Annotated in this window: 23 protein-coding genes, 1 pseudogene and 1 riboswitch; of the genes and pseudogenes, 18 read left to right on the top strand and 6 right to left on the bottom strand. The window is 69.1% G+C overall.

Features of this window, described 5'->3' with window-relative positions:
- Together VFV21_RS10675 and VFV21_RS10670 are read right to left on the bottom strand one after the other, a co-directional pair.
- Window positions 1–205: acyl-CoA dehydrogenase family protein (locus VFV21_RS10675; RefSeq protein WP_329669396.1), on the bottom strand; the 205-nt coding region annotated here is incomplete at its 3' end.
- A 61-nt stretch (window positions 206–266) separates the two neighbouring features.
- Window positions 267–452 carry an endonuclease III domain-containing protein gene (locus VFV21_RS10670; RefSeq protein WP_414638554.1) on the bottom strand — a complete coding sequence of 62 codons (186 nt, stop codon included), beginning with the start codon at window positions 450–452 and terminating at the stop codon, window positions 267–269.
- 28 nt (window positions 453–480) lie between these two features.
- Here VFV21_RS10670 and VFV21_RS10665 point away from each other — a divergent pair.
- Window positions 481–786 (top strand): annotated as a pseudogene (locus tag VFV21_RS10665) (endonuclease III domain-containing protein); the annotation flags it as partial.
- A 109-nt stretch (window positions 787–895) separates the two neighbouring features.
- Here the strand turns inward: VFV21_RS10665 and VFV21_RS10660 are convergent.
- Window positions 896–2,206 carry an OprO/OprP family phosphate-selective porin gene (locus VFV21_RS10660; RefSeq protein WP_329669395.1) on the bottom strand — a complete coding sequence of 437 codons (1,311 nt, stop codon included), beginning with the start codon at window positions 2,204–2,206 and terminating at the stop codon, window positions 896–898.
- A gap of 284 nt (window positions 2,207–2,490) precedes the next feature.
- On the opposite strand from VFV21_RS10660, the gene pstS reads away from it, so the two are divergent.
- From pstS to cysK, 17 genes are all read left to right on the top strand, one after another.
- Window positions 2,491–3,507 (top strand): phosphate ABC transporter substrate-binding protein PstS, encoded by a 1,017-nt coding sequence (gene pstS / locus VFV21_RS10655; protein ID WP_329669394.1) that lies wholly within the window; start codon window positions 2,491–2,493, stop codon window positions 3,505–3,507.
- Window positions 3,508–3,599: 92 nt separating this feature from the next.
- Complete coding sequence (gene pstC, locus VFV21_RS10650; protein WP_329669393.1) at window positions 3,600–4,565, top strand: phosphate ABC transporter permease subunit PstC; 966 nt, start codon at window positions 3,600–3,602, stop codon at window positions 4,563–4,565.
- Window positions 4,565–5,428: a phosphate ABC transporter permease PstA gene (pstA, locus tag VFV21_RS10645; protein ID WP_329669392.1), complete on the top strand. Its 864-nt coding sequence runs from the start codon at window positions 4,565–4,567 to the stop codon at window positions 5,426–5,428. The genes pstC and pstA overlap by 1 nt, the downstream gene beginning before the upstream one ends.
- A complete protein-coding gene (gene pstB, locus VFV21_RS10640; protein ID WP_329669391.1) occupies window positions 5,421–6,236 on the top strand; it encodes a phosphate ABC transporter ATP-binding protein PstB in 816 nt (271 codons plus the stop codon). Before pstA ends, pstB begins: the two co-directional genes overlap by 8 nt.
- Window positions 6,237–6,251: 15 nt before the next feature.
- Window positions 6,252–6,941, top strand: coding sequence for a phosphate signaling complex protein PhoU (gene phoU / locus VFV21_RS10635; protein ID WP_329669390.1), 690 nt, complete (start codon window positions 6,252–6,254; stop codon window positions 6,939–6,941).
- A gap of 143 nt (window positions 6,942–7,084) precedes the next feature.
- A riboswitch (glycine riboswitch) is annotated at window positions 7,085–7,184 on the top strand.
- Window positions 7,185–7,228: 44 nt separating this feature from the next.
- Window positions 7,229–10,114, top strand: coding sequence for an aminomethyl-transferring glycine dehydrogenase (gcvP, locus tag VFV21_RS10630; protein WP_329669389.1), 2,886 nt, complete (start codon window positions 7,229–7,231; stop codon window positions 10,112–10,114).
- A complete protein-coding gene (locus VFV21_RS10625; RefSeq protein WP_329669388.1) occupies window positions 10,114–10,908 on the top strand; it encodes an alpha/beta hydrolase in 795 nt (264 codons plus the stop codon). Before gcvP ends, VFV21_RS10625 begins: the two co-directional genes overlap by 1 nt.
- 182 nt (window positions 10,909–11,090) lie before the next feature.
- The gene (locus VFV21_RS10620) at window positions 11,091–11,426 is read left to right on the top strand and encodes a metalloregulator ArsR/SmtB family transcription factor (protein ID WP_329669387.1); all 336 of its coding nucleotides are present in this window, start codon (window positions 11,091–11,093) and stop codon (window positions 11,424–11,426) included.
- 24 nt (window positions 11,427–11,450) lie between these two features.
- Window positions 11,451–12,452, top strand: coding sequence for an ArsJ-associated glyceraldehyde-3-phosphate dehydrogenase (locus tag VFV21_RS10615; protein ID WP_329669386.1), 1,002 nt, complete (start codon window positions 11,451–11,453; stop codon window positions 12,450–12,452).
- The gene (gene arsJ, locus VFV21_RS10610; RefSeq protein ID WP_329669385.1) at window positions 12,449–13,690 is read left to right on the top strand and encodes an organoarsenical effux MFS transporter ArsJ; all 1,242 of its coding nucleotides are present in this window, start codon (window positions 12,449–12,451) and stop codon (window positions 13,688–13,690) included. The genes VFV21_RS10615 and arsJ overlap by 4 nt, the downstream gene beginning before the upstream one ends.
- Before the next feature lie 85 nt (window positions 13,691–13,775).
- Window positions 13,776–14,345: an RNA polymerase sigma factor gene (locus VFV21_RS10605; RefSeq protein WP_329669384.1), complete on the top strand. Its 570-nt coding sequence runs from the start codon at window positions 13,776–13,778 to the stop codon at window positions 14,343–14,345.
- Between the two features lie 46 nt (window positions 14,346–14,391).
- Window positions 14,392–14,805, top strand: coding sequence for a hypothetical protein (locus VFV21_RS10600; RefSeq protein WP_329669383.1), 414 nt, complete (start codon window positions 14,392–14,394; stop codon window positions 14,803–14,805).
- 7 nt (window positions 14,806–14,812) lie between these two features.
- On the top strand, window positions 14,813–15,670 hold the full coding sequence (locus VFV21_RS10595) for a DUF692 domain-containing protein (protein ID WP_329669382.1): 858 nt from the start codon (window positions 14,813–14,815) through the stop codon (window positions 15,668–15,670).
- Window positions 15,657–16,415 carry a DNA-binding domain-containing protein gene (locus VFV21_RS10590; RefSeq protein ID WP_329669381.1) on the top strand — a complete coding sequence of 253 codons (759 nt, stop codon included), beginning with the start codon at window positions 15,657–15,659 and terminating at the stop codon, window positions 16,413–16,415. Before VFV21_RS10595 ends, VFV21_RS10590 begins: the two co-directional genes overlap by 14 nt.
- A 13-nt stretch (window positions 16,416–16,428) precedes the next feature.
- Entirely contained in the window at window positions 16,429–17,082 is a 654-nt protein-coding gene (locus VFV21_RS10585) for a DoxX family protein (RefSeq protein ID WP_329669380.1), read from the top strand.
- Window positions 17,083–17,127: 45 nt separating this feature from the next.
- Window positions 17,128–17,748: a ribonuclease T gene (gene rnt / locus VFV21_RS10580; protein ID WP_329669411.1), complete on the top strand. Its 621-nt coding sequence runs from the start codon at window positions 17,128–17,130 to the stop codon at window positions 17,746–17,748.
- Between the two features lie 28 nt (window positions 17,749–17,776).
- Window positions 17,777–18,730: a cysteine synthase A gene (gene cysK / locus VFV21_RS10575; RefSeq protein WP_329669379.1), complete on the top strand. Its 954-nt coding sequence runs from the start codon at window positions 17,777–17,779 to the stop codon at window positions 18,728–18,730.
- Window positions 18,731–18,878: 148 nt separating this feature from the next.
- Here the strand turns inward: cysK and VFV21_RS10570 are convergent, their stop codons facing one another.
- From VFV21_RS10570 to rnr, 3 genes are read right to left on the bottom strand one after another with little or no spacing between them, the layout of a single operon-like run.
- Window positions 18,879–19,172, bottom strand: coding sequence for a CBU_0592 family membrane protein (locus VFV21_RS10570; protein WP_329669378.1), 294 nt, complete (start codon window positions 19,170–19,172; stop codon window positions 18,879–18,881).
- A complete protein-coding gene (gene rlmB / locus VFV21_RS10565; RefSeq protein WP_329669377.1) occupies window positions 19,169–19,921 on the bottom strand; it encodes a 23S rRNA (guanosine(2251)-2'-O)-methyltransferase RlmB in 753 nt (250 codons plus the stop codon). The genes VFV21_RS10570 and rlmB overlap by 4 nt, the downstream gene beginning before the upstream one ends.
- Window positions 19,921–22,386 (bottom strand): ribonuclease R, encoded by a 2,466-nt coding sequence (rnr, locus tag VFV21_RS10560; protein ID WP_414638552.1) that lies wholly within the window; start codon window positions 22,384–22,386, stop codon window positions 19,921–19,923. Before rnr ends, rlmB begins: the two co-directional genes overlap by 1 nt.
- Window positions 22,387–22,391: the final 5 nt, after the last annotated feature.

Here is a 22,391-nt window from a genome sequence, read left to right as displayed (position 1 = left end):
AGCAGAACTCGAACGGTGCGCCCACGCCGCCGTAGGTGTCGGGCACGTCGAGGCACAGCAGGCCCTGCTCGCCCATCTGGCGGTAGAAATCCTGCGGGATGATCCCGGCCTTCTCCCATTTCTCGTAGTGGGGCTCGACGTGCTCCTTGAGGAAGCGCTTGACGTTGTCACGGAACAGCTCGAGCTCGGAGGCGGCGTCGTTCATGGGGGATCAGGTTGAAAGCGGGGGTGCATTGTCATTCCGGCGCGAGCCGGAATCCAGTGTCTCAAGAGACGCTGGGCCCCGGCTTGCGCCGGGGCGACCCCTGCGGGGTCGTCTTGCGGCGGTATTCGCACAGGTCGCGGATCGCGCAGCGCGGGCAGTCCGGCACCCGGGCCTTGCAGACGTAGCGGCCGTGCAGGATCAGCCAGTGGTGGGCGTCCCTGGCGAATTCCGGCGGCGTGGTCTTCACCAGCCGGTCTTCCACCTCGCGCACGTTCCTGCCCGGCGTCGGCCGCAAGACCGCCAACGTGGTGCTCAACACCGCCTTCGGCGAACCCACCATCGCGGTGGACACCCACATCTTCCGCGTCTCCAACCGCACCGGCCTGGCGCCGGGCAAGACCGTGCGCGCGGTCGAGGACAAGCTGCTCAAGGCCGTGCCGGCCGAATACCGGCTCGACGCCCACCACTGGCTGATCCTGCACGGCCGCTACGTCTGCAAGGCCCGCAAGCCCGACTGCCCGCAGTGCGTCATCCGCGACCTCTGCCGCTACCGCGACAAGACAAAAAAGGGGTCAGAGTAAATATTTGTTTGAAGCAAATATTTACTCTGACCCCTTTTTTTGGGGCGTCCAAAAAAACACCCCCGGCCAAGGCCGGGGGTGTCCGGGAACCCATCCCTTCAGGCGCGGATCAGAAGTTGAACTGGGTGCGGATCGCGTACTGGTCGGTCTCGTCGCCGGTCACTTCGTTCTCGCCCTGGGTGTAGTTGAACATCACGCGCAGGTTCGAGTTGATGTAGTAGTTCACGCCCAGCAGCATCGAGGTGGCCTCGCGGTTGATGAGGTCCTGGTTCTCGATGTGGTCGTAGCGCGCCGTCAGCTCCCACAGGCCGTCTTCACCGACCTTGGGCGAGCCGAACACGCCGGTGCCCGGCTTGTAGGTCTTCACGCCGCCATTGAGCATCCAGCTGCCCTGCACGTAGAAGGTCTCGACGTCCTGGTCCGGGCCGATCGGCTGGCCGAACGTGGAGGTGACGTACTCGGACTGGATGAACAGCGGGCCGTACTGGCCGGCCAGCTCGAGGCCGTAGGCGTCGACCTGGTTGCGGCTGGCGCCGGTGGTGGTGGCGAGGGTCTGCGCCGGGCCGCGGCGGCCGGCGTAGTTGGCGACCGCGGACAGGTTGGCCGAGCCCTCGTTCGCGTTCTCGTGGCTGATCCAGCCGCCCACGTGCAGGATCCGGTCACCGTTCATGATCGGCGCCCAGGTGCCGCGGCCGGCGAAGCCCATGCCTTCGGTGCGCGCGCTGGCGGCGCCGCGCAGGTTGAAGGCGGTGGCGCCGAGGGAGTAGTTCAGGCCCTGGACCTGGTAGCCCACGCCCTGCTGGAACTGGCGGCCGCTGAACAGGCCGGTGGCCGAGGCGAACGGGCGCTCCATCATCAGGATCTCGTTCGAGCTGGTCAGCTCTTCCATCGAGCGGTACGGCTTGAAGTGACCGATGGTCAGCTTGCCCAGGCCGAACTGCTTGGCGATGTAGGCGTCGCGCAGGCCGTCGAGGTTGGTGCCGGCGGCGAAGTCCTGCTCGACCTTGTACTCCCAGCCCCAGGCCTTGCCGCCGAGGGTCAGGCGGGCGCGGCGGAACTCAGTGGTGCCGGTGTTGGTGACCAGGTCGTCGTCGAAGGCATAGCCGTCGAAGTGCAGGCGGCCGCCGACCGACATCTCGAACACGCCGTCGGCCGAGGTGACCTTCAGGCCACCCTTGGTCTCGACCTTGGGCTGGGTCATGGCCTGGGCCTTGAGCGCATCGGCCGTATCGATGTTGATGCCGGTCTGGGCCTCGTCACGGGCCTCGAGGTCGTCGATGCGCGTCATCAGGGCGGCGACCTGGGCGCGCAGTTCGGCGATTTCCTGCTCGCTGGCCGCGCTGTTCTGGGCGAAGGCGGTGTCGGTGCTGAGGCCGGTGATCGCGAGGGCGACGGCGGCGGCCAAGGTGGTCAGACGCATGACGGTAACTCCTGGTAGGTAAGGTGCGGTCCGGCGCAGCGCCGTGATCGACGGCCCCTGCCCCGGCCCGTTACGGGGCGGTTAAGCGTGCACAGGCTGCTCCCGGGATGTGACGGCCCGTTGAGACTTTCATGACAGCCCGGTGACGCCCTGGCCGGGCGCCCGGCCGCCACTGTCATACGCCTGTCATGTTCGAGCAACAGGCTTGTCACCCAAGCGACCTGTAATGGCCGCCATCGGAGGACCCCCTCCGACGCCGCCATCCATCCCGAGGAGTCGTTACCGTGCTCAAGTCCTTCAAGCGCAGCCTGGCCACCCTGGCCCTGGCCGCCAGCCTTACCACCGCCGCCCAGGCCGCCGACATCACGGGCGCCGGCGCGACCTTCGTGTTCCCGGTCATGTCCAAATGGTCGGCCGACTACAACGCCGCCACCGGCCACCGCATCAACTACCAGTCCATCGGCTCGGGCGGCGGCATCGCCCAGATGAAGGCCAACACCGTCGACTTCGGCTCGACCGACGCGCCGCTGAAGCCGGAAGACCTGGCCGCCTCCAACCTCGTGCAGTTCCCGCTGGTCATGGGCGGCATCGTGCCGGTCGTGAACCTCGCCGGCGTGCAGCCGGGCCAGATCAAGTTCACCGGCCCGCTGCTGGCCGACATCTACCTGGGCAAGATCACCAACTGGAACGACCCGGCGATCGCCGCGGTCAACCCGGGCCTTACCCTGCCGACCCAGCGCATCACCGTCGTGCACCGCTCGGACGGTTCGGGCACCACCTTCAACTACGTCAACTACCTGTCCAAGGTCAGCCCGGAGTGGAAGACCAAGGTCGGCGAAGGCACCTCGGTGCGCTGGCCGGTCGGCGTGGGCGGCAAGGGCAATGAAGGCGTCACGGCCTACGTGAAGCAGATCAAGGGTTCGATCGGCTACATCGAGCTGTCCTACGCGCTGACCAACAAGGTCTCGTACGGCCAGCTGCAGAACGCCGCCGGCAACTTCATCACCCCGTCGAACGCCTCGATCCAGGCCGCCGCCGCCAGCGCCGAGTGGACCAAGGCCAAGGACTTCTTCCTGGTCGTCACCAACGCCCCGGGCGAGCAGGCCTGGCCGATCACCGCCACCAACTTCGCCCTGCTGTCGAAGCGCCCGAAGAACGTCGAGAACAACCGCCAGGCGCGTGAGTTCTTCGCCTGGGCCTACGCCAACGGCGCCCAGCAGGCCACCGACCTCGGCTACGTGCCGCTGCCGGCCCCGCTGGTGGAGCAGATCAAGGCCTACTGGGCCGCGTCGCTGAAGTAATCCGTTCCGCCCGGACGCGCGCGCCCTCACCGGCGCGCGCGTTCTTGTAAGCAAGACCGCAACGCCGCGCCCCACCCCAGAGAACGCCGCGAATGACCACCGCCACCGCCAAGCCCGCCCCGCCCTCGCGCTTCATCGACGGCGCCGGCGACTGGATCTTCCGGAACATCGTCGCGATCGCCGGCTGGTTCGTGCTGATCACGCTGGCGCTGGCGGCGCTGTCGATGTACTGGGGCGGCCGCGAGGCCTTCAACCAGTTCGGCTGGGGCTTCCTGACCTCCACCGACTGGAACCCGGTCACCGAGGAATACGGTGCCCTGGTCGCGATCTACGGTACCGTCGTCACCACCGCCATCGCGATGATCATCGCCGTGCCGGTGAGCTTCGGCATCGCCCTCTTCCTCACCGAGGTGGCGCCGGCCTGGATCCGGCAGCCGCTCGGCGCCGCCATCGAACTGCTGGCCGGCATCCCCTCGATCATCTACGGCATGTGGGGCCTGTTCGTGCTCGCGCCGATCCTGGGCAACCACGTCTACCCGTGGCTCGACGAGAACGTCGGCACCCTGCCGGGCATCGGCTTCCTGTTCGCCGGGCCGCCGCTGGGCATCGGCATGCTGACCGCCGGCATCGTGCTGGCGATCATGGTCATCCCCTTCATTTCCTCGGTGATGCGCGAGGTCTTCCTCACCGTGCCGACCCGCCTGAAGGAGTCGGCCTACGCGCTCGGCTCCACCACCACCGAGGTGGTGTGGGACATCGTGCTGCCCTACACCCGCTCGGCGGTGATCGGCGGCATTTTCCTGGGCATGGGCCGCGCGCTCGGCGAGACCATGGCCGTCACCTTCGTGCTCGGCAACGCCCACCGCATCTCGGCCTCGCTGCTCGAGCCGGGCAACTCGATCGCCGCCTCGATCGCCAACGAGTTCGCCGAGGCCACCACCTCGATGTACCAGTCGGCGCTGCTGGCGCTGGGCTTCCTGCTGTTCGCCGTCACCTTCATCGTCCTGGCCATCGCCAAGCTCATGCTCATGCAGCTCAAGAAGCGGGAGGGCAACTGATGTCCACCGTCGCCGACCGCCTGTTCCTCAAGCGCCGCATCGTCAACGGCGTCACCCTGGTGCTGTCCGGGCTGGCCGCGCTGTTCGGCCTGTTCTGGCTGGTGTGGATCCTGTGGACCACGTTCACCAAGGGCGTGGACGCGATGAGCCTGCAGCTGTTCACCGAGATGACCCCGCCCCCGGGCCAGGACTTCGGCGGCCTGAAGAACGCCATCGCCGGCAGCCTGCTGATCAGCGGCCTGGCCGTGCTGCTGGGCGCGCCGATCGGCGTCGCGGCCGGCACCTACCTGGCCGAGTACGTGAACCACCGCAAGCTCGGCGAGGTGATCCGCTTCGTCAACGACATCCTGCTGTCGGCGCCGTCGATCGTGCTGGGCCTGTTCGTGTACACGCTGGTGGTTCGGACCACGGGCGGCTTCTCCGGCTTCGCCGGCGCGGTGGCCCTGGCCTTCATCGTGCTGCCGGTGGTGGTGCGCACCACCGACGAGATGCTGCGCCTGGTGCCGACCCAGATGCGCGAGGCGGCGCTGTCGCTGGGCATCCCGCAGTGGAAGGTCACCACCCAGATCCTCTACCGCGCCGCCGCGCCGGGCATCCTCACCGGCATCCTGCTGGCGCTGGCGCGCATCAGCGGCGAGACCGCGCCGCTGCTGTTCACCGCCTTCAACAACCAGTACTGGAGCATGGACCTGACCGGCGCGGTGCCGAACCTGCCCGTCACCATCTTCCAGTTCGCGCTCAGCCCGTTCGAGTACTGGAACCAGCTGGCCTGGGCCGGCGCCTTCCTGATCACGGTGTTCGTGCTGCTGGTCAGCCTCACCGCCCGCTATTTCCTGCTGCGCAAGAAGATGAGCCATGACTGACGTATCGATCGCCTTCAACACGGCCGTGAAGGTCGCCGACGAGCTGGCGCCGCGCGCGGCCAAGCTCGAGGCCCGCAACCTCGCCTTTCATTACGGCGAATTCGCGGCCCTGCGCGACATCAACCTGGTGGTGCCGGAGAAGCGCGTCACCGCGCTGATCGGCCCCTCGGGCTGCGGCAAGTCGACCCTGCTGCGCATCTTCAACCGCATCTACTCGATCTACCCGGGCCAGAAGGCCAGCGGCGAAGTGATCCTGGACGGCGAGAACATCCTCGACCCCAAGTACCCGCTGAACAAGCTGCGCAGCAAGATCGGCATGGTGTTCCAGAAGCCGGTGCCGTTCCCGATGTCGATCTACGACAACATCGCCTACGGCATCGGCCACTACGAGAAGCTCTCGCGCGCCGACATGGACGCCCGCGTGGAAGGCGCGCTGCGCCAGGCCGCGCTGTGGGACGAGGTCAAGGACAAGCTCAAGCAGAACGCGCTCGGACTCTCCGGCGGCCAGCAGCAGCGCCTGTGCATCGCGCGCGCGGTGGCGCTCAAGCCCGAGGTGATCCTGTTCGACGAGCCGACCTCGGCGCTGGACCCGATCGCCACCGGCAAGATCGAGCAGCTGATCTCCGAGCTCAAGCAGCAGTTCACGATCCTGATCGTGACCCACAACATGCAGCAGGCGGCGCGCTGCTCGGACTACACCGCCTTCATGTACCTGGGCGAGCTGGTCGAGCACGGCGTCACCTCCACCATCTTCACCAAGCCGACCAAGCAGCAGACCGAAGACTACATCACCGGCCGTTTCGGCTAAGGACAGGACACCGCCATGAACGACCACATCGTCAAGAGCTACGACAGCGAGCTCAAGCGCCTGGACGGCGAGATCAAGCGCATGGGCGAGATCGCCACGGCCCAGCTCGACGCCGCAGTGGACGTGTTCCAGCGCCGCGACAGCCAGGCGGCGATGCGCGTGGTGGCCAACGACGAGGCCATCGACGCCCTCGAGCACGAGGTCAGCCACGACGTGCTGCGCCTGCTGGCCCTGCGCCAGCCCATGGCCCGCGACCTGCGCGAGGTCTACGCGGCCCTGCGCATCTCGGCCGACATCGAGCGCATCGGCGACTACGCCGCCAACGTGGCCAAGCGCAGCATCGTGCTGAACCAGACCGCCCCGGTTTCGGCTGGCCGCGGCCTGCCCGCCCTGGCCCACCTGGCCAACACCCTGGTCCGGGAAGCGCTGGCCGCCTACACCGACCGCGACGCCGAGCGCGCCATGGCCGTGCGCAGCCGGGACGCCGAGCTGGACGCGCAGTACACCGGCCTGTTCCGCGAGCTGCTGACCTACATGGCCGAGGACCCGCGCCAGATCACGGCCTGCACCCACCTGCTGTTCATGGCCAAGAACATCGAGCGGATCGGCGACCACGCCACCAACATCGCCGAGAACACCTGGTTCCTGGTCCACGGCGAGCAGCCCGAGGGCGAGCGCGAGAAGCGCGACCTCACCAGCCAGTAAGGGTTTTGGGGGCGTCATGCCCCCAAATTCACCCGGCCCGGGGGTAGAATGGCCGGGCTCGATGCGTGGTGCGGGAGAGGCTGGCCAAGGCCAGCGCCGAAGGCGTAACGCCCGTAATCGCTCAGGACCCGGAACCGTACCGCGCGAGCAACTCTGGAGAGACCGGAACCGACCGGCGCCGAAGGGGCATGGGACCGCAGGACGCGGCCCAAAACTCTCAGGCAAAAGGACAGAGGGGCGCCCCCGTGCATCCGTGCGCGGCCCTCCCCTATCGGTCCGGACTTGCCATGACCCGCGAAAGCCTGCGTTCCCTCGAGCACCACGACGCCTTCCTCGAACGCCACATCGGCCCGAACGACGCCGAGATCGCGCACATGCTGCGCGTGGTCGGCCAGCCCAGCCTCGACGCCCTGACCGACGCCATCGTGCCGGCCAGCATCAAGTCGCCCGGCCCGCTGGCCCTGCCGGCCCCGGTCACCGAGGTCGAGGCGATCGCCAAGATCCGCGCCATCGCCAACAAGAACCAGGTCTTCCGCAGCTTCATCGGCCAGGGCTACTACGGCACCCACACGCCGAACGTGATCCTGCGCAACATCCTCGAGAACCCGGCCTGGTACACCGCCTACACGCCCTACCAGGCCGAGATCTCCCAGGGCCGCATGGAAGCGCTGATCAACTTCCAGACGATGTGCGCCGACCTCACCGGCATGGAAATCGCGAACGCGTCGCTGCTCGACGAGTCGACCGCCGCCGCCGAAGCCATGACGCTCGCCAAGCGCTCGTGCAAGAGCAAGTCGAACCTGTTCTTCGTCTCCAGCGGCGTGCACCCGCAGACCCTGGAAGTGCTGCGCACCCGCGCCGAGCCGCTGGGCATCGAACTGGTGGTGGGCGACGACGCCGACGCCGGCAACCACGACGTCTTCGGCGTGCTGCTGCAGTATCCGAACACCTTCGGCCAGCTCAACGACTACCAGGCCCTGGCCGACGCCGTGCACGCGCGCGGCGGCCTGGTCGCGGTCGCCACCGACCTGCTCGCGCTCACCCTGGTGAAGGCGCCGGGCGAATGGGGCGCCGACATCGTGGTCGGCAACACCCAGCGCTTCGGCGTGCCCTTCGGCTTCGGTGGCCCGCACGCGGCCTTCATGGCCTGCAAGGACGCGTTCAAGCGCTCGATGCCGGGCCGCCTGATCGGCGTCTCCATCGATGCCGAGGGCAAGCCGGCCTACCGCCTCACCCTGCAGACCCGCGAGCAGCACATCCGCCGCGAGAAGGCCACGTCCAACATCTGCACCGCGCAGGTGCTGCTGGCGGTGATGGCCTCGATGTACGCCGTCTACCACGGCCCCGAAGGCCTGACCCGCATCGCCCGCCGCACCCATCGCCTGGCCAGCCTGCTGGCCGCCGCGCTGCGCGGCGCCGGCATCACGGTCGGCCCGGACTTCTTCGACACCCTGCACGTGGTCGGCGTCGACGCCGCGGCCATCCACGCCCGGGCCGAGGCCGCGCGCATCAACCTGCGCCGCATCGACGCCAGCAGCCTGGCCATCAGCCTCGATGAAACCAGCACCCGCGACGACGTGGTGGCGCTGGCCGCGCTGTTCGGCGCCAAGGCCGACGTGGACGCGCTCGACGCGGCCACGGCCGACGCGCTGCCCGCCTCGCTGGGCCGCACCAGCAAGTTCATGCAGCACCCGGTGTTCAACACCCACCACAGCGAGCACGAGCTGCTGCGCTACCTGCGCCAGCTGTCCGACAAGGACCTGGCCATGGACCGCACCATGATCCCGCTGGGCAGCTGCACCATGAAGCTCAACGCCACCGCCGAGATGATCCCGGTGACCTGGCCCGAGTTCGGCAATATCCACCCGCTGGCCCCGGCCGCGCAGGCCGAAGGCTACCGCCAGCTGATCACCGAGCTCGAGGCGATGCTGGTCGAGTGCACCGGTTACGATGCCGTGAGCCTGCAGCCGAACTCCGGCGCGCAGGGCGAATACGCTGGCCTGCTGGCGATCCGCGGCTACCACCGCAGCCGCGGCGAGGCCCACCGCGACATCTGCCTGATCCCCGACTCGGCCCACGGCACCAACCCGGCCAGCGCGCAGATGTGCGGCATGACCGTGGTGGTCACCAAGACCGATGCCAACGGCAACGTCGACGTGGAAGACCTGCGCCGCGCCGCCGAGAAGTATTCCGACCGCCTGGCCGCGCTGATGGTCACCTACCCGTCCACGCACGGCGTGTTCGAGGAGGACATCGTCGAGATCTGCGAGATCATCCACAAGCACGGCGGCCAGGTGTACACCGACGGCGCCAACATGAATGCGCTGGTGGGCGTGGCCAAGCCCGGCAAGTGGGGCTCGGACGTCTCGCACCTGAACCTGCACAAGACCTTCTGCATCCCGCACGGCGGCGGCGGCCCGGGCGTGGGCCCGTGCGCGGTGAAGTCGCACCTGGCGCCGTTCCTGCCGCGCCCGCTCAACGACGCCTCGCTGCGCACGCAGGGCCTCGGCGCCGGCGACGTCGGCATGGTCTCGGGCGCCACCTTCGGCTCGGCCTCGATCCTGCCGATCAGCTGGATGTACGTGGTGATGATGGGCGCCGAAGGCCTGCGCCGCGCGACCCAGGTCGCGCTGCTCAACGCCAACTACATCGCCACCCGCCTCGCCCCGCACTACAAGACGCTCTACACCGGCCGCAACGGGCTGGTGGCGCACGAGTGCATCCTCGACCTGCGCCCGCTCAAGGACGCCACCGGCATCGGCGCCGAGGACGTGGCCAAGCGCCTGATCGACTTCGGTTTCCACGCGCCCACGCTCAGCTTCCCGGTCTCGGGCACGCTGATGGTGGAGCCGACCGAGAGCGAATCGCAGCACGAGCTCGACCGCTTCATCGACGCCATGATCCAGATCCGCGACGAGATCCGCGCCGTCGAGGAAGGCAAGCTCGACCGCGAGGATAATCCGCTGAAGAACGCACCCCATACCGCCACCGCGGTCACGGCCAGCGAGTGGACCCACGCCTACCCGCGCGAACTGGCCGCGTTCCCGCTCGCCAGCCTGCGCCAGGCCAAGTACTGGCCGCCGGTGGCGCGCGTGGACAACGTCTACGGCGACAAGAACATCATGTGTGCCTGCATCCCGGTGGATGCCTACAAGGACGAGGCCGAAGCCTGATGGCGAGGGGCAAGCGCAGCACGAGGAAGCTCCTTCTCGCCGCGCTTGCCCTGCCGCTGCTGGGCTACCTGGGCCTGTGCGGCTTGATGTACGCCCAGCAGCGCGACCTGATGTACTACCCGCAGGCGACGCGGCTCGATGCCATCCACACGGATTTCGAGCTGCGTCGCCCGGACGCCACGCTGCGCGGCTGGCGGCTCCAGCCGGGGCAGGAAGACGCGCTGATCTACTTCGGCGGCAACGCCGAGGCCGTCGAGGGCATGCGCACGCGGCTCACGCGCTGGTTCCCCGACCGAAGCATCTACCTGGTCGCCTACCGGGGCTACGGCGCCAGCGACGGCTCGCCCAGCGAGGCGGCGCTGTTCGCCGATGCGTTGGCCCTGTTCGACCACGCCAAGGGCCGGCATCCCAAGGGCGAGATCACGGTGATCGGTCGGAGCCTGGGCTCCGGCGTGGCGAGTTACGTGGCCGCCGAGCGGCCGGTATCCAAGCTCGTGCTGGTGACACCCTTCGACAGCCTCGCCGCCGTCGCCGCAGGCCACTACCCGTGGCTGCCGGTGGACTGGCTGCTGCAGGACCGCTACGACTCCGACCGCCATCTCGCGGACTTCAAGGGGCCGGTGCTGGTGATCCGCGCCGGCAAGGACCGCGTGGTGCCGCCCGCCCGCACCGACGCCCTGATCGCCGCGCTGCCCACGCCGCCCGAAGTGGTGGCCGTGTCCGATGCCGGCCACGACGCCGTCTTCTCCGACCCCGCGCCCGCCGAAGCCCTCATCCGCTTCCTCGCCCGCTAGGCGACCATCAACCTGCAGGTTTCGTCAGAGGGCGACCAGCCCTTGCGATCCAATTCTCTCGCGATAGACCGCCAGGCAGAGCGCACGAAGCCCCCCTGTCTGATTCCAGGCTATCAACCGGATCGGGCCATTCCCCTTTGTCGGGAAAGATTCCTGTCACATAGTTCGATTATTCTTGAACCATGGAAACGAACATCGCCCTTGCCGCCCTCTCGGCCCTCGCCCAACCCCACCGCCTGGCCGTCTTCCGCCACCTGGTCCAGCTCGGGCCGGACGGGGCCTTTGCCGGGGACCTGGCCGCGCACTTGGCCATCCCGCCGAACACCCTGTCCTTCCACCTGAAGGCCTTGCAGCAGGCCGGCCTGATCCAGCCCGAGCCGCTGGGCAGGAACATCCGCTATCGGGCCGACTTCGAGGCCATGCGCGGGCTGGTGGGCTTCCTGACCGAGAACTGCTGCGGCGGCGACGAGGCCCTGTGCGCGCCCGCCGCCCCGTCCAAGGCCGCCGGCTGCTGCTGACCCCTTTCCCCTCGAGACCCCGACATGACCCTGAAGATCGGCATCAACGGCTTCGGCCGCATCGGACGCCTGGCCCTGCGCGCAGCCTGGGGCCAGCCCGGCGTCGAATTCGTGCACATCAACGACCCGGGCGGCGACGCCGCCACCCTCGCCCACCTGCTCAATTTCGACTCGGTGCACGGGCGCTGGCAGCGCGAGGCCGGCCATGACGGCGACGCCATCACCGTCGCCGGCCAGCGCATCGCCACCACCCGCAACAAGGCCATCGCAGACACCGACTGGTCCGGCTGCGACGTGGTGATCGAAGCCAGCGGCAAGATGAAGACGACCGCCGCGCTGCAGGCCTACCTCGACCAGGGCGTGAAGCGCGTGGTCGTCACCGCGCCGGTGAAGGAGGCCGGCGTGCTGAACGTGGTGATGGGCGTCAACGACCACCTGTTCGATCCGGCCACGCACCGCATCGTCACCGCCGCATCCTGCACCACCAACTGCCTGGCGCCGGTGGTGAAGGTGATCCACGAAGGCCTCGGCATCCGCCATGGCAGCATCACCACCGTGCACGACCTCACCAACACGCAGTCGATCCTGGACCAGCCGCACAAGGACCTGCGGCGCGCCCGCGCCTGCGGCATGAGCCTGATCCCGACCACCACCGGCTCGGCCACTGCGATCACCGAAATCTTCCCGGAACTGAAGGGCCGCCTGAACGGCCACGCCGTGCGCGTGCCGCTGGCCAATGCCTCGCTCACCGACGCCGTGTTCGAAGTCGAGCGCGCCACCACCCGCGAGGAAGTGAACGCGCTGTTCGCCGCCGCCGCGCAAGGGCCGCTCAAGGGTATCCTCGGCTACGAGACGCGTCCGCTGGTGTCGATCGACTACCGCACCGACCCGCGCTCTTCCATCGTCGATGCCGACTTCACGATGGTGGTGAACGGCACCCAGGTGAAGGTGTTCGCCTGGTACGACAACGAATGGGGCTACGCCAACCGCACCGCCGAACTCGCCCTGAAAGTGGGCCGCGCGTGAGTCCAACCGCCGCCAACACGATGGCGCGCCAGTACCTGGTCATCACCGGGAACTACTGGGCCTTCACCCTCACCGACGGCGCGCTGCGGATGCTGGTGGTGCTGCATTTCCACCAGCTCGGCTACTCGCCGCTGCAGGTGGCGATGCTGTTCCTGTTCTACGAAGTGTTCGGCGTGGTCACCAACCTGGTCGGCGGCTGGCTGGGCGCGCGGCTGGGCCTGAACCGCACGATGAACCTCGGGCTCTTCCTGCAGATCGGCGCGCTGCTGATGCTGGCGGTGCCGGCGGCGATGCTGACCGTGCCCTGGGTGATGGCGGCGCAGGCGCTGAGCGGCATCGCCAAGGACCTCAACAAGATGAGCGCCAAGGGCGGCATCAAGCTGCTGGTGCCGGGCGCCGAGCAGGCGCGGCTGTATCGGTGGGTGGCGGTGCTGACGGGCTCGAAGAACGCGCTCAAGGGCGTCGGCTTCTTCCTCGGCGGCGTGCTGCTGGCGGCGCTGGGCTTCGACGGCGCGGTGCTGGCGATGGCGGCGGCGCTGGGCGCCGTCTGGCTGCTCAGCCTGGCGCTGCTGCAGAAGGACCTCGGCAAGGCCAAGGCCAAGCCGAAGTTCACCGAACTGCTGTCCAAGAGCGCGGCCATCAACCGGCTGTCGGCGGCGCGCCTGCTGCTGTTCGCGGCGCGCGACGTCTGGTTCGTGGTGGCCCTGCCGGTGTACCTGGCCACCACGCTGGGCTGGTCGCACGCGGCGATCGGCGGGTTCCTGGCCGCCTGGATCATCGGCTACGGCGCCGTGCAGGCGCTGGCACCGGCGGTCACCGGCCAGCGCGGCGGGCATCCGCCCGGCGGCGGCGCGGCGTTTGCCTGGGCGCTGGCGCTGGCGGTGCTCACGGCCGGCCTGGCGTGGGCGCTGGGCGCGGGCTGGCCGGCGCAGGCGGTGTTGGTGGCCGGGCTGCTGGTGTTCGGCGCGGTGTTCGCGGTCAACTCGGCGCTGCACAGCTATTTGATCGTCGCCCACGCCCGCGAGGACGGCGTCTCGCTGGACGTTGGCTTCTACTACATGGCAAACGCCGGCGGCCGGCTGCTGGGCACGGTGCTCTCGGGCGCGGTCTACCAAACCCTCGGGCTGGCGGCCTGCCTCGGGTTCTCGGCGGCCTTCCTGGCGCTGTCGGCGGCGGTGGTGCTGGCCCTGCCCCGCCCGGCGCCCGGCCCCGGCGGCCCGGACCTCGCCCCGGACTGACCCCGGGCCCGCAAAACTGAACGCTTGTTAAATTTCGGGCCAGGCCCGCCGCATCCTCCGCCGCGGCGGTAGTCTCTTAGGGGGCATGACGACTTCATTGTTCCCCTCGATGCTCATGGCGACCTCGCCGGCGGTGACCATGCAAAACCAGGCCTGGCTCGACGACCTCGATGCCGCCCGTGCCGGCAACCGGCTGGCGTTGGAGCGCGTGCTCACCCGCTCCCGCCAGGACCTGCGCCGCTACGCCGAACACCACTGCGTGGTGAACGACGTCGAGGACGCCGTGCAGGAGTCGCTGTTCACCGCCTCGCGCCGACTGGTGGACCTGCGCCAGCTCGAGTGCTTCGCGTCCTGGCTGTTCCGCATCGTCAAGCGCGAGTGCAACCGGCTCAAGCGCGGCATGCGCACCTTCCTGCACGAGCCGATCACCGAGGACATCGCCGCCGTGTGCATGATCGAGCACCGCGGCCTGGCCCGCGACCTGGCCGCCGCGCTGGAGTCGCTGCCCGCCCACTACCGCGAGATCGTGCTGCTGCGCGACCTCGAGGGCCTTACCATCGAAGAACTCGCCGAACGGCTCGGCCTCACCCGCGAGGCCACCAAGGCGCGCCTGCACCGTGCGCGTTCATTGGCACGCGAGTACCTTAAGCATTGACCCACCCCGCGGGCCCGCCCGCACCATCCCAAGAGAGAGAATGATCATGTCGAACAAAACCTCGAAATCCGTCGTGATGGTCGCCGGCGCCCTGGTCCTGGGCAGCATGGCGCTGGCCAACTCCGCATTCGCCATGAGCCCGCTCGGCCAGGGCTATGCGCTGGCCGCCAGCGACCACGGCGACCACGCCGAGGGCAAGTGCGGCGAAGGCAAGTGCGGTGAAGACAAGGCCGAAGGCGAAGGCAAGTGTGGCGAAGGCCACTGCGGCGCCGAGAAGGGCGAGCACGAGGGTGCCTGCGGCGCCGACAAGGCCGAGGGCGAAGGCAAGTGCGGCGAAGGCAAGTGTGGCGAGGGCAAGTGCGGCGCCGACACCGCCGAGGGCGAAGCCGCGGCGGAAGGCGAAGCCAAGGCCGACCACGAGGGCAAGTGCGGCGAAGGCAAGTGCGGCGGCCGGGCCTGAGATCGAAATGACGGCCATCCCCACCCTCTCTCCGGTGGCCGCCGGCCTCGGCCTGCGGCGGGCCCTGATGGGTTCGCTGCAGGCCGCCGCGCCGGGAGACTTCGATTTCCTCGAGTGCGCCCCCGACAACTGGATCGGCGTCGGCGGGCGCTTCGGCGAGGGCCTGCGCGAACTCAGCGCGAAGCATCCGCTGGTCTGCCACGGGCTGTCGCTGTCGCTGGGCGCGGTCGAGCCGTTCGATGAGACCTACCTGCTCAAGCTGCGCCGCTTCCTGGACGAACACCGGGTGCCGATCTACAGCGAGCACCTGTCCTATTGCAGCGACGACGGCCAGCTCTACGACCTGATGCCGATCCCCTTCACCGAGGAGGCCGTGCACCACGTCGCCGGGCGCATCCGCCAGGTGCAGGATGCACTGGGCCGCCGCATCGCGGTCGAGAACATCTCCTACTACGCCGCGCCCTACCAGGCCATGCCGGAGATCGACTTCGTCAACGCGGTGCTGGCCGAAGCCGACTGCGACCTGCTGCTGGACGTGAACAACATCTTCGTCAACGCGGTGAACCACCGCTACGACGCCCACGATTTCCTGCGCCGCCTGCCGGGCGAGCGCATCGCCTACTACCACGTGGCCGGCCACTACGACGAGGCCGACGACCTGAAGGTGGACACCCACGGCGCGCCGGTGAAGCCGGGCGTGTGGGAGTTGCTGGACACCGCCTGCGCGCAGTTCGGCCCGCGGCCGGCGCTGCTCGAGCGCGACTTCAATTTCCCGCCCTACGCCGAGCTGGTGGCGGAAGTGGCCACGGTGCGCGACACCCTGCGCCGCCACGCGCCGGCCGAGGTCCGCCATGCCCGCGCCTGAGGCGCTGCGCCGCCAGCAGTTCACGCTGGCCGCGCACATCCGCGACCCCGAGCACGCGGCCCCGCCGCCGGGCATCGAGGACCGCCGGCTGCAGGTCTACCGCGACCTGTTCTTCAACAGCCTCGAGGGCCTGCTGGCGGGCAACTTCCCGATCATCCGCAGGATCCTCGACGGCGGGCGCTGGCAGGCATTGGTTCGCGATTTCTATCGCGAGCACCGCTGCGCCACGCCGATCTTCCCCGAGCTGCCGCGCGAATTCCTGCAGTACCTGCAGCAGCGCGGCGTGCGCGCGGGCGATCCGCCCTGGCTGCTGGAGCTGGCGCACTACGAGTGGGTGGAGCTGGCGCTCGACCTCAGCGATGCCGTGACGGCGCCGCACGACCCCGCCGGCGACCTGCTGCTGGGCCGCCCGCTGCTGTCGCCGCTGGCCTGGCCGCTGGCCTACGCCTGGCCGGTGCATCGCCTCGCGCCCGCGTACCAGCCGGGCGAAGCGCCGCCGCAGCCGACCTTCCTGCTGGTGCAGCGCGGCGCCGACCACCGCGTGCATTTCAACGAGCTCACCGCGCTGAGTTTCCGCCTGCTGCAGCGCCTGTCCGACGAGCCCGCGCTCAGCGGCCGCGAGCAGCTGCTGGCGCTGGCCGCCGAGGCCGGCGCCGTCGATACCGAGGCTTTCCTCGCGCAGGGCCTGGCCATGCTCGAGCAGTTCCGCGCCGCGGGCATCGTCCCCGGCACCGCCACTTCCTGACGGAGACACCCCGATGCGCATTTCCCTCGGCGACCGCTGGGTCGCCCTGACCGAACGGCTGGACGGCACCGGCCATTGGCTCGCCCCGCTGGGCCTGCGCCTGGTCCTGGCCTGGGAATTCTGGGAGGCCGGGATGCAGAAGCTTCGCGGCGAGAACTGGTTCGCCGGCATCCAGGACAAGTTCCCCGTGCCATTCAACCTTGCGCCGGTGGACCTGAGCTGGACGCTGGCCACGTGGGCCGAGCTGATTGGCGCGGTCGCGCTGCTGCTGGGCCTGGGCACGCGCTTCTTCGCCTTCGCGCTGCTGGTGCTGACCGCGGTGGCGACGGTGTCGGTGCACTGGCCGGCGGAGTTCGGTAGCCTGTCCGAACTGTGGCGCGGCTATGCGATCACCGACAAGGGCTTCGGCAACTTCAAGCTGCCGCTGCTGTTCGCGCTGATGCTGCTGCCGCTGGTGTTCCAGGGCGGCGGCAAGCTGAGCCTGGACGCGGTGCTGGCCGCACGCACCGGCACCACGCCGCGCGAACCGGTGCAGGACGTGCTGGCCTGGGGCGTCGCCCTGGGGGTGCTGGGCCTGCCGTTGGCGCTGCTCGTGCCCACCGTGGGCATCGCCCTGATCGTGGCCGGCGCGGTGCTGGTCGCGGTGGATCGCCTGCTGCTCGCCTGACCCTCTGCTATCCTGCGCGGCATGGATTCCTCCTCCCCGCCGCGCATGGCCGAGCGTTTCCGCGGCTTCCTTCCCGTGGTGGTGGACGTCGAGACCGGCGGCTTCGACTGTAACCGCCACGCCCTGCTCGAGATCGCCGCGGTGCCGATCGAACTCGACGGCGACGGCTGGTACGTGCTGGGCGAAACCGTCAGCACGCACGTCGAGCCGTTCGAAGGCGCCGTCATCGACCCGCGCTCGCTGGAGATCACCGGCATCCGGCTGGACTCACCGCTGCGCGGGGCGCTGGAGGAGCGCGCGGCGCTCGACCACATCTTCGCGCCCGTGCGCGCCGCCGCGAAACGCCACGGCTGCCAGCGCGCGATCCTGGTCGGCCACAACGCCCATTTCGACCTCGGCTTCCTCAACGCCGCGGTCGCGCGCGTCGGCCACAAGCGCAACCCGTTTCATCCCTTCAGCACCTTCGACACCGTAACCTTGGCCGGCATGGCTTACGGGCAGACGGTGCTCAGCCGCGCCGTGCAGGCCGCCGGCCTGCCCTGGGACGGCGACCAGGCCCACTCGGCCGTGTACGACACCGAACGCACGGCGCAGCTGTTCTGCGCGGTGCTGAACCGCTGGCGCCAGTTCGCCGAGAAGGACCTGGAAGCCGCGCACGAGGATTGATCGCCGCACCTCCACCGGGAGTCACGCCATGATCCACGACAGCATCCTCGGCACCGTCGGCGACACGCCGATCGTCCGCATCAACCGCCTCGCCCCCGCGGGCGTCACGATGTACGCCAAGCTCGAGTACTTCAACCCGATGTCCTCGGTGAAGGACCGCCTCGCGCTGGCGATCATCCTGGACGCCGAGCAGCGCGGCGAGCTCAAGCCCGGCCAGATGGTGGTCGAAGCCACTTCGGGCAATACCGGCGTGGCGCTTGCGATGGTGTGCGCGGCGCGCGGCTATCCCTTCGTGGCCTTCATGACCGAGACTTTCTCGGTCGAGCGCCGCAAGCTGATGCGGGCACTGGGCGCAAAGGTCATCCTGACGCCGGCGGCCGAGCGCGGCAGCGGCATGGTCAGGCGGGCGGCGGCGTTCGCGGAAAAGCACGGCGCCTTCCTGGCGCGCCAGTTTGAAAACCCGGCCAACCCCGCTTACCACCGCAGCACCACCGGGCCGGAGATCCTGCGCGACTTCGCGGCGAAACGGCTGGACTGGTTCGTCACCGGCTATGGCACCGGCGGCACGCTCACGGGCGTGGGCGAAGTGATGAAGGCCGCGCGTCCCGACCTCAGGATCGCCGTCACCGAGCCCGACGGCGCCGCCCTGCTGAGCGGAAAAGACTGGCAACCGCACAAGATCCAGGGCTGGACGCCGGACTTCGTCCCGGCGGTGCTCAACCGCGACATCTTCGACCTGATCGTGCCGGTGACGGACGTGCTGGCCCGGGACACCGCGCGCGCACTGGCGACGCAGGAGGGCATCTTCTGCGGAATCTCAGGCGGCGGCACCTTCGCGGCGGCGCTGGAAGTGGCCAAGACCCTGGAACCGGGCAGCGTGGTGCTGGCCATGATCCCCGACACCGGCGAACGCTACCTCAGCACCTTCCTCTTCGAAGGCATCAACGAAGGCTCCGACGAAGACTGGGCCGCTGCACTTTAGAGCCTATTTGACGCGGATTTACGCGGATAAACGCGGATAGAACAAAAGATTGGAGTGGACCCGGCGTGCCGGTCCATTCCGCCATGCACCCATCAATATCGCTTTTGCTTTATCCGCGTTTATCCGCGCAAATCCGCGTCCAAAAGCCCTAAGCCGGATCCTTGGGCTTGCGGAAGCGGGCGGCGCGGGCCTTGAGGCCGCGCCAGAGGCCGTAGAGGCTGATCGCGATCCAGGCCAGCTGCATGATGGTGGTCGAAATCACGTCCCTGAAATCCGGCGAGGGGCCAAAGATCGAGACGAGGATGAACACCGCGCCGAACAGGTTCGCGAGCTGGTAGCCCAGCGCGTCGCCCGCCAGCTTGCCGGCCTGCAGCAGGAAGAAGGACACCAGCACGAAGCCGACGCCGGCCAGGCCCACGAAGTCGTACCACTGCAGGCTCATGCCTTCGCTCCCCGCTGGCGGACCACTTCGAACAGGGCCACGCCGGTGGCCACCGACACGTTGAGGCTTTCCATTTCGCCCGGCATCGGGATCTTGACCAAGCCGTCGCAGTGCTCGCGCGTCAGGCGGCGCATGCCCTCGCCTTCGCCGCCCATCACGATGGCGACGTTGCCGGTGAAATCGATCGCGTGGATGGACTGGGTGGCGGCGCCATCCAGGCCGTAGATCCAGACGCCCAGCTCCTGCAGCGCGCGCAGCGTGCGCGCCAGGTTGGTGACGCTGACCACCGGGATGCGGTCGGCGGCGCCGGCCGAGGTCTTGCGCACGGTGGCGTTGATCGGCGCAGCCTTGTCCTTCGGGATCACCACCGCCGTGACGCCGGCAGCGGCGGCGCTGCGCAGGCAGGCGCCGAGGTTATGCGGGTCCTGCACGCCGTCGAGCACCAGCACCAGGGCCTTGCCGGCGGCGGCTTCCACCAGCGCCGGCAGTTCCTTCTCGTCGGTGGGCTTGGCGGCCTCGTAGCGGGCGATCACGCCCTGGTGGCGCAGGCTGCCGACGATGCCTTCCAGCGACTGCAGCGGGATGCGCCGCACCGAGACGTCGCGGCGGCGCGCCGTTTCCTCGATCTCGGTCAGCCGCGCGTTCTTGCCGCCCGCCTCGATCAGCACTTCGCGCACGTGCTCGAGGTCGTGCTCGAGCGCCGAAGCGACCGCGTTGATGCCGGCGATCCAGTTGTCCTTCTTGCTCATCAGAACCTCTTGCGCTTCTTCGGCGGGCCGTCCGGCACCACCAGCTTGAAATCAATGCGCTTGTCCTCGACGCTGGCCTTGAGCACCAGCACCCGCACCGGGTCGCCCAGGCGGAACTTCAGGCCCTGGCGCTCGCCCGCCAGCGAACGGCGCAGCGGGTCGAAGTGGTAGAAGTCGTGCGGCAGCTGGGTCACGTGCACCAGGCCATTGACCTTGGAGCCGGCCAGCTCGACGAACAGGCCGAAGTTGGTGACGCCGCTGACCACGCCGTCGAACTCGTCGCCGACGTGCTTCTCCATCCACGCGCCGCGGTAGCGCTCGTCCACCTCGCGCTCCACCTCGTCGGCGCGCCGCTCCATGGTCGAGCAGTGCAGCGCCAGCGACGACATCTCGCTGGCCGAGTAGCGGTAACCGTCGGGGTCGCCCTTGAGCAACGCGTGCTTGATCGAGCGGTGCAGCAGCAGGTCGGGGTAGCGGCGGATCGGCGACGTGAAGTGGCCGTAGGCCTCCAGCGCCAGGCCGAAGTGGCCCAGGTTCTCGGTCTGGTACACCGCCAGGCTCTGCGAGCGCAGCAGCACGGTCTCGAGCAGCGGCGCATCGGGGCGCTCGCGGATCTTGCGCAGCAGCTGGGTGAAGTCCTTCGGCTTGACCTTCGACCACGGCGGCAGGCTCAGGCCGAACTCGCTCAGGTACTCGAGCAGGTCGGCGTACTTGCCTTCCGGCGGGCGCGGGTGCACGCGGAACGGGGCCGGGATCTGCTTGGCGGTGACGAACTTCGCGGCCTCGACATTCGCCGCGATCATGCATTCCTCGATCAGCTTGTGCGCGTCGTTGCGCTCGAGCATGCCGGCCTGGATGACCTCGCCCTTGTTGTCGAGCACGAAGCGGACTTCGCCCGACTCGAACTCGATGGCGCCGCGACGCGTGCGGGCCTTGGCCAGCACCTTGTAGAGCTGGTGCAGGCGCTGCACCTGCGGCATCAGCGAGCCGATCTGGGCGATGGCCTCCGCGCCGGCCTCGGTGTCGGCCTCGCCCACGGCCTTCCACACCTGCGTGTAGGTCAGGCGCGCGTGCGACTTCATCACCGCCTCGTAGAACTCCGAGGAGGTGACGTTGCCCTCGAAGTCCACCTGCATGTCGCAGGCGAAGCACATGCGCTCGACCTTGGGCATCAGCGAGCAGATGCCGTTCGACAGCGTCTCGGGCAGCATCGGCACCACGAAGCCCGGGAAGTAGACCGAGGTGGCGCGCTTGATGGCTTCGTCGTCGAGCGCGGTGCCGGGGCGCACGTAGTGCGACACGTCGGCGATGGCGACGATCAGGCGGAAGCCATCCTTGTTCGGTTCGCACCAGACGGCGTCGTCGAAGTCCTTCGCATCCTCGCCGTCGATGGTGACCAGCGGCACCTTGCGCAGGTCGACGCGGTCACGCGTCTCGGCGGCGGGCACTTCCACCGGCACCAGCGCGGCCTCGGCCAGCGCCTCGCGCGGGAACACGTGCGGCAGGTCGTGGCCATGGATCGCGGCCTCCACCACCAGCGAAGGCGTGAGCTTGTCGCCCAGCACCAGCAGGATGCGGCCGATCGGCGGGCGGCCGTTCTCGGGCGGCGCGGTCACTTCGACCACGACCAGCTGGCCTTCGCGCGCCTCGTTGCGCTCTTCCGGCGGGATCAGCACCTCGGTCAGCACGCGGCGGTCGTCGGGTACCACCATGCCGATGCGCGAGCGCTCGGAGTAGCGGCCGGTGAGGCGCGTGAGGCGGTGCTCGAGCACTTCGACGATCGCGCCCTCGCGGCGGCCGCGGCGGTCGATGTTGGTGACGCTGGCCAGCACGCGGTCGCCGTGCAGGGCCTTGCGCATCTCGTTGGGCGGCAGGAACAGGTCCTCGCCGCCGTCGTCGGCCTTCATGAAGCCGAAGCCGTCGGGATTGGCGATCACGGTGCCGGCGATCAGGTCGAGCTTGCGGGCGGCGGCGTAGCCGCCGCGGCGGTTCATCAGCAGCTGGCCGTCGCGGACCATGGCGTTGAGGCGGCGAGACAGCGCGTCGAAGCGATCCGGCGCGGCCAGGCCCAAGGCCTGGGCCAGGTCCTCGGCGGTGAGCGGTCCGTCGCTGTCGCTGAGGAACTCGGCGATGGCCTCGCGGCTGGTGATCGGCTGCTCGTACTTCTGCGCCTCGCGGGCCGCGAAGGGGTCGAGCGGGCCGCGCGCGGCGTGCGCGCCGGGGTTGCGGCCGCCGGGTCCGCCGGCCTTGGCCGGCTTCAGGCCCCGGCCCGCGGGCGCGGGGCCGGGCTTGCCGGGCCGCGGCGGCTTGGGGCCGGCCTGCTTGCCGGCCTTGCCGGGTTTGCCGGGCTTGCCGGCGGTGGATTTCGCGGCCGGCTTCTTGCCCGGGGCGGACGTGCTTGCGCTTCCAGGCATCCACGGCGGCAGTTTGCCGCCGGTGCCGCGCTTCTTGGCAGGGGGTGTCATGGCGG

Origin of the sequence: Arenimonas sp. (assembly GCF_036275555.1) — a bacterium.
GTDB lineage: Bacteria > Pseudomonadota > Gammaproteobacteria > Xanthomonadales > Xanthomonadaceae > Arenimonas.
The sequence above is the reverse complement of the archived record's forward strand: the minus strand, read 5'-3'. Positions and strand labels throughout refer to the sequence as shown.

Coding starts and splice junctions, on each gene's coding strand:
- VFV21_RS10660 (WP_329669395.1), bottom strand. CDS start 2,206: ATGCGTCTGACCACCTTGGCCGCCGCCGTCGCCCTCGCGATCACCGGC.
- pstC (WP_329669393.1), top strand. CDS start 3,600: ATGACCACCGCCACCGCCAAGCCCGCCCCGCCCTCGCGCTTCATCGAC.
- pstA (WP_329669392.1), top strand. CDS start 4,565: ATGTCCACCGTCGCCGACCGCCTGTTCCTCAAGCGCCGCATCGTCAAC.
- pstB (WP_329669391.1), top strand. CDS start 5,421: ATGACTGACGTATCGATCGCCTTCAACACGGCCGTGAAGGTCGCCGAC.
- phoU (WP_329669390.1), top strand. CDS start 6,252: ATGAACGACCACATCGTCAAGAGCTACGACAGCGAGCTCAAGCGCCTG.
- gcvP (WP_329669389.1), top strand. CDS start 7,229: ATGACCCGCGAAAGCCTGCGTTCCCTCGAGCACCACGACGCCTTCCTC.
- VFV21_RS10625 (WP_329669388.1), top strand. CDS start 10,114: ATGGCGAGGGGCAAGCGCAGCACGAGGAAGCTCCTTCTCGCCGCGCTT.
- VFV21_RS10620 (WP_329669387.1), top strand. CDS start 11,091: ATGGAAACGAACATCGCCCTTGCCGCCCTCTCGGCCCTCGCCCAACCC.
- VFV21_RS10615 (WP_329669386.1), top strand. CDS start 11,451: ATGACCCTGAAGATCGGCATCAACGGCTTCGGCCGCATCGGACGCCTG.
- VFV21_RS10605 (WP_329669384.1), top strand. CDS start 13,776: ATGACGACTTCATTGTTCCCCTCGATGCTCATGGCGACCTCGCCGGCG.
- VFV21_RS10600 (WP_329669383.1), top strand. CDS start 14,392: ATGTCGAACAAAACCTCGAAATCCGTCGTGATGGTCGCCGGCGCCCTG.
- VFV21_RS10595 (WP_329669382.1), top strand. CDS start 14,813: ATGACGGCCATCCCCACCCTCTCTCCGGTGGCCGCCGGCCTCGGCCTG.
- VFV21_RS10590 (WP_329669381.1), top strand. CDS start 15,657: ATGCCCGCGCCTGAGGCGCTGCGCCGCCAGCAGTTCACGCTGGCCGCG.
- VFV21_RS10585 (WP_329669380.1), top strand. CDS start 16,429: ATGCGCATTTCCCTCGGCGACCGCTGGGTCGCCCTGACCGAACGGCTG.
- rnt (WP_329669411.1), top strand. CDS start 17,128: ATGGCCGAGCGTTTCCGCGGCTTCCTTCCCGTGGTGGTGGACGTCGAG.
- cysK (WP_329669379.1), top strand. CDS start 17,777: ATGATCCACGACAGCATCCTCGGCACCGTCGGCGACACGCCGATCGTC.
- VFV21_RS10570 (WP_329669378.1), bottom strand. CDS start 19,172: ATGAGCCTGCAGTGGTACGACTTCGTGGGCCTGGCCGGCGTCGGCTTC.
- rlmB (WP_329669377.1), bottom strand. CDS start 19,921: ATGAGCAAGAAGGACAACTGGATCGCCGGCATCAACGCGGTCGCTTCG.
- rnr (WP_414638552.1), bottom strand. CDS start 22,386: ATGACACCCCCTGCCAAGAAGCGCGGCACCGGCGGCAAACTGCCGCCG.